The following is a 5,309-nucleotide window of genomic DNA, read 5'->3' as shown; positions in this document are numbered from 1 at the left end:
GACCGTCCACATCACCCAGCCGCAAATTCACCGGGTCCTTCTCATTGTTCCAGTAGTCCGCGACTGCCTTCTGGTAAGCGGTGCGCAGGACGGTGGAGGGGGCTTCGGGGGTGGTCGTCATGGTGGAGACTCCTTACAACTGCCCGTGAGTTCAGGTGGTTTCGTGCGGGGCGGCACCGCTGCGGCGGGGGCTGTCGTCGCGCCGCGCGCGGTTGCCGCCGGGCCGGGCCGGCCGGGGCGCAGCCGCGTACCGTGCCGTGTGCTCGACGGCCGGGCCCTCCTGGCGCGCGGACGCGACGGACGCGACGGACGCCCGGGCGGTCCGCGACGCTCAGGACGCCGTCCGGGCGACCTGGACGTTCTCCAGGACGCCGAGCGCGTCGGGCACGAGGACCGCCGCCGAGAAGTAGGTGCTGACGAGGTAGGAGATGACGGCCTGGTCGTTGATGCCCATGAAGCGGACGTTGAGACCGGGCTCGTACTCGTCCGGGATCCCGGTCTGACGGAGACCGACCACGCCCTCCTCGTCCTCGCCCAGGCGCATCGCGAGGATCGAGGTGGTGCCCTCCTCCGAGACGTGGAGCTTGCCGCACGGCAGGATCGGCACGCCCCGCCAGGCGGGCACCTTGTGGCCGTTGACGTCGGCCTCGCCGAAGTAGATGCCGCGCTTGTTGCACTCGCGGCCGAAGGCGGCGACGGCCTTGGGGTGCGCGTAGAACGCCTTGGTGCCGCGCCGCATGCTCAGCAGTTCGTCGAAGTCGTCGGGGGTGGGCGGGCCGGAGTGGGTGGGGATGCGCTGGCCGTAGTCGGCGTTGTGGAGCAGGCCGAACTCACGGTTGTTGACGAGTTCGTTCTCCTGGCGCTCGCGCAGGGCCTCGATGGTGAGCCGGAGCTGCTGCTCGACCTGGTTCATGGGGTCGTTGTAGAGGTCGGCGACGCGGCTGTGGACCCGCAGGACGGTCTGCGCCACGTTCAACTCGTACTCGCGCGGCGAGAGTTCATAGTCAACGAAGGTGCCCGGCAGGACCGGCTCGCCCGAGTGCCCGGAGGTGAGGGTGATCTCCGCCTCGCCCTTCCGGTTCCGCGGCAGCTCCCCCTCCGCCTGGCGTTGCGCCACGTGGGCGCGCAGCGGCTCGTGCCGGCCGGCGATCTCCTCGTACGCCGGGCGGGGCAGCGCCAGCAGCGTGACGGCGGTCACCGCGCGGGCGGTGAACCCCCACTCGCCGGGCTCCTCCCCGACCACCTGCCCGCCGAAGAACCCGCCGTCGGCGACCAGGCCCAGCCGGGTCTCCTCGCCGTACTCCCCGGCGCCGACACGCTCCACCTTGCCGTGCGCGATCAGGTAGACGTGATCCACGGGCCGTCCGGCCTCGGCGATCACCTGGCCGGGTTCGAACTCCCGCTGCTCGAAGCGGCCGGCGAGCGCGCCCAGCGCCTCGACGTCCCCAAAACCGCGCAGCAGTGGCAGTTCGCCCAGCTCGGCGGGGACGACGCGGACTGTCGCGCCCTCCTGGACGAAGGTCACCCGCCCGTCGCCGACGGTGTACGCCAGACGCCGGTTGACCCGGTACGTGCCACCGCCCACCTCCGCCCAGGGCAGGGTGCGCAGCAGCCAGCGGGAGCTGATCCCCTGCATCTGCGGGACGGTCTTGGTCGTGGTGGCCAGGTTGCGCGCGGCGGCGATGCCCAGGCTCAACTGTGCCTGACCTGCGGTCTGTTGGGTACGCTCCGGCGTCACGTCGGTCATTCCCGGTCCTTTCGAGGGGACGTCGGTCATCGTGCGACATGTCGAAGCCCGGGCGTCCGCTGCCGGATCGCCCCGGGCTCCGGTGCGCAAGTGAAGCAGTGCGTAACGATGTTGGTCGATAGCCGTGACGGGGCCAGGTGACGCATTCGCGCCATTCGTACAACCCCCTTTGGCCGTAGACCACTTGATCCTCATCGGCATCAGTCGCCCGGGCGCTCGCGCCCCGCGTGCGCAGCCCGGTCGTCGTGGAGCGGGGGAATCGAACAAGGGTCACCGTCCGGGGACGGAACCGGCAGAAGGATGGCGTGAAGTCGTCGCGCCGACGGCTTGCCCTTCCGGGGGAGTGCGGCGGAAGAGGGTGGCGCTTAACGGACCCGTGCCGGGACCGCAACCGCCGACCGCGTCTTATCGGCCACGTCACCCAAGGGCCGTACGGCCTCTTGACACCCTCCCGATCGGCCGGAAAATGCGGGCCATAGCCGCAAAGTGGACGCCATTACTCCTCTTTGCGGGCCCGGCGACCCGCTATGCCCCTCCTTCCCCGTGCCACCCGATGGCGCAAAGACGACGGAACTCCCTCACTCGTCTCGACCAACATCAACTGACGCTGCTTCACTTGCGCGGCCGGAGCCGCCCGTGTCCCGTCGAGGTCACCGGAGGCTCCCCCTCGACCCACGCACCCAGACGGAAAGGACCGGGATGACGACCGCGGAGCAGCCCGAGGAGTCGGCGGCGGGGCGGGCCCAGCTCAGTCTGGGGATCGCCGCCGCGCGGAACCTCGCGACGACCACCAAGACCGTCCCTCAGATGCAGGGGATCAGCTCGCGGTGGCTGCTGCGGACGCTGCCCTGGGTGGAGGTCAAGGGCGGGACGTACCGGGTCAACCGGCGGCTCGTCTACGAGGTCGGCGACGGGCGGATCACCTTCGTCCAGGAAGGGTCCGCGGTCCGCGTCGTCCCCGCCGAGCTCGGTGAACTGCCGCTGCTGCGCGGGTTCGAGGACGACGCGGTGCTCCGGGCGCTGGCCGAGCGGTGCGAGCAGCGGGAGCTCGCGCCGGGCGAGGTGTTCGTCGAGCAGGGTGATCCCGTCGACGACGTCTACCTGATCGCCCGTGGCAAGGTCGAGAAGCTCGGCGAAGGGCAGTACGGCGAGCGGACCCGGCGCGGCGTGCTGGCCGACGGCGCCTTCCTCGGCGAGCAGGCGCTGGCCGAGGAGCCGGGCGTGTGGAAGTTCACCGCCGGCGCGCTGACCCACTGCACCGTCCTGGTGCTGCCCCGCGCCGCCTACGAGGAGGTGGCCGGCCGCAGCGCCGCGCTGCGGGCCCACGTCCGCCACCGCCAGGACGAGCAGACCCGCCCGCGGAACCGTAAGGGCGAGGCGGAGATCGCCCTCGCCTCCGGCCATACCGGCGAGCCCGTCATCCCCGGCACTTTCGTTGACTATGAACTCTCGCCGCGCGAATACGAGTTGAGCGTGGCGCAGACGGTGCTGCGGGTGCACAGCCGGGTCGCCGATCTCTACAACGACCCGATGGACCAGGTGGAGCAGCAGCTCCGGCTGACCATCGAGGCGCTGCGCGAGCGTCAGGAGAACGAGCTCGTCAACAACCGCGAGTTCGGCCTGCTCCACAACGCGGACCACAGCCAGCGCATCTCCACCCACTCCGGCCCGCCCACCCCGGACGACATGGACGAGCTGCTGAGCATGCGGCGCGGCACCAAGGCGTTCTTCGCGCACCCCCGGGCCGTCGCGGCTCTCGGTCGCGAGTGCAACAAGCGGGGGCTGGCGCTGGACAGCGCCGACGTCAACGGGCGTCCGGTGCCCGCGTGGCGGGGCGTGCCGATCCTGCCGTGCAGCAAGATCCCGGTGACGGAGGCGGGCACCTCGTCGATCCTGGCGATGCGCCTGGGCGAGGACGAGGAGGGCGTGGTCGGTCTGCGGCAGACCGGGATCCCGGACGAGTACGAGCCCGGTCTCAACGTCCGCTTCATGGGCATCAACGACCAGGCCGTCATCTCCTACCTCGTCAGCACCTACTTCTCGGCGGCGGTCCTCGTGCCCGACGCGCTCGGCGTCCTGGAGAACGTCGAGGTCTTCCACACGCCCTCGTAGGCCCCGCAGCCCTCTCACCCGTAGCTCTCTCGCCCGTAGCCCTCTCATAAGGAGAACGAACCGGTGTCACTGCTGTCGCGGATCACCGCGCCGACGGCCCGGCACGACGCGGCACGGCTCGTGGCGGCGCTGCTCACCTCCCACTCGCAGGCCGGGCCCGTGCCGGTCGGGCCGACCGGCCCCGGCATCGCCGCCGCGCGAGTGCCCGCCGGCCCGACGGGCCTGGGCACCTCCGCCGCCCGGATCGGGGCGAAGAAGCGGGTGGCGTCGTCCCCGGGCGTCCCGGAGCTGTACTGCCCGCCCACGCTCCGGGACGACCCGGCGCTCGGCCGCGAGGTCAACGACCGGCTGATCGCCTGGGCCGGTGAGGTCGGCATCTACGAAGGCCGGCTCGACCGCGTCCGCGCCGCCGACTTCGGGCGGCTGATGATGCTGGCCCACCCCGACAGCGACGACCCCGACCGTCTGCTGGCGGCGGCCAAGTGCGCGCTGGCCGAGTGGGCCACGGACGACTACTACTGCGACGACGGCGCGGGCCCCGAGCTGCTGGGCTCGCACCTGGGCCCCGCGTACGCGGCCCTCGACCCGGCCCACCTCCCCGCTCCCTACGCGGCCGCCTGGGAGCGGGAGATGCGCGACGACCCCGTCCGGGTCGCCCTGCGCTCCGGCATGGAGCACCTGGCCCGGTACGCGGAGCCGTCCCAGCTGGCGCGACTGCGGCACGAGGTGTCCGTCCTCTTCGTCGGGTACGGACAGGAGGGCTCCTGGCGCTCACGGGAGTACCTGCCCACCGTCCCCGAGTACCTGGCGCACCGTCAGATCAACAGCTTCCTGCCCTGCATCGCGCTGGCCGACGTGGTGGGCGGCTACGCGCTCCCCGCGGCCGAGTACGGCGACCCGCGGGTGCGCCGCGCCGTGACCATGGCCGCCACCGCCGCCACCCTCGTCAACGACCTCTACTCCATGACCAAGGAACACGACGCCTCGGGCGTGGAGTTCAACCTGCCCACCGTGATCGCCGAGCGGGAGCGCTGCTCACCGCGCGAGGGGATCGAGCGGAGCGCGGAGATCCACGACGAGCTGGTGCGTGCGTACGAGGCGGAGGCCGCGGCCCTCGCCCTGACCGGCTCGCCCCAACTGCGCCGGTTCCTGGCGGGGGTGTGGGCCTGGCTCGGCGGCAACCGCGCGTGGCACAGCGGCAGCCCCCGCTACAACTCCGCCTGACCAACATTTTTTTCGAGGAGCACGACCATGACCCCCGTTCTGCGTACCGCTTATCAGAAGTCGGTGGCCGAGTACTGGAACAATGAGAAGGACCCGGTGAATTTGCGGCTGGGTGATGTGGACGGTCTGTACCACCACCACTACGGCCTCGGTGACTACGACCCGTCCGTGCTGGAGGGCCCGGAGGAGACCCGGGACGCGCGGATCGTCGAGGAACTGCACCGTC

Annotated in this window: 3 protein-coding genes and 2 pseudogenes; 3 read left to right on the top strand and 2 right to left on the bottom strand. The window is 71.3% G+C overall.

The genetic code is table 11. From position 1 onward, the window contains the following. Nucleotides 1–121: pseudogene (locus I5Q34_RS28140) on the bottom strand (SAM-dependent methyltransferase); the annotation flags it as partial. A 210-nt stretch (nt 122–331) separates the two neighbouring features. Next, a complete protein-coding gene (locus I5Q34_RS28135) occupies nt 332–1,747 on the bottom strand; it encodes a family 2B encapsulin nanocompartment shell protein (protein ID WP_199895261.1) in 1,416 nt (471 codons plus the stop codon). Nucleotides 1,748–2,446: 699 nt separating this feature from the next. Between I5Q34_RS28135 and I5Q34_RS28130 the strand changes: the two genes are divergently transcribed. The 3 genes and pseudogenes from I5Q34_RS28130 to I5Q34_RS28120 form a co-directional block, all read left to right on the top strand. Next, nucleotides 2,447–3,859 carry a family 2B encapsulin nanocompartment shell protein gene (locus tag I5Q34_RS28130; protein ID WP_199895260.1) on the top strand — a complete coding sequence of 471 codons (1,413 nt, stop codon included), beginning with the start codon at nt 2,447–2,449 and terminating at the stop codon, nt 3,857–3,859. Between the two features lie 63 nt (nt 3,860–3,922). Further along, complete coding sequence (locus I5Q34_RS28125; RefSeq protein WP_277965336.1) at nt 3,923–5,083, top strand: family 2 encapsulin nanocompartment cargo protein terpene cyclase; 1,161 nt, start codon at nt 3,923–3,925, stop codon at nt 5,081–5,083. 27 nt (nt 5,084–5,110) lie between these two features. Next, nucleotides 5,111–5,309 (top strand): annotated as a pseudogene (locus I5Q34_RS28120) (SAM-dependent methyltransferase); the annotation flags it as partial.

Origin of the sequence: Streptomyces sp. AV19 (assembly GCF_015999245.1) — a bacterium.
Taxonomy (GTDB): domain Bacteria; phylum Actinomycetota; class Actinomycetes; order Streptomycetales; family Streptomycetaceae; genus Streptomyces.
This window is presented reverse-complemented; position numbering and strand designations above follow the sequence as displayed.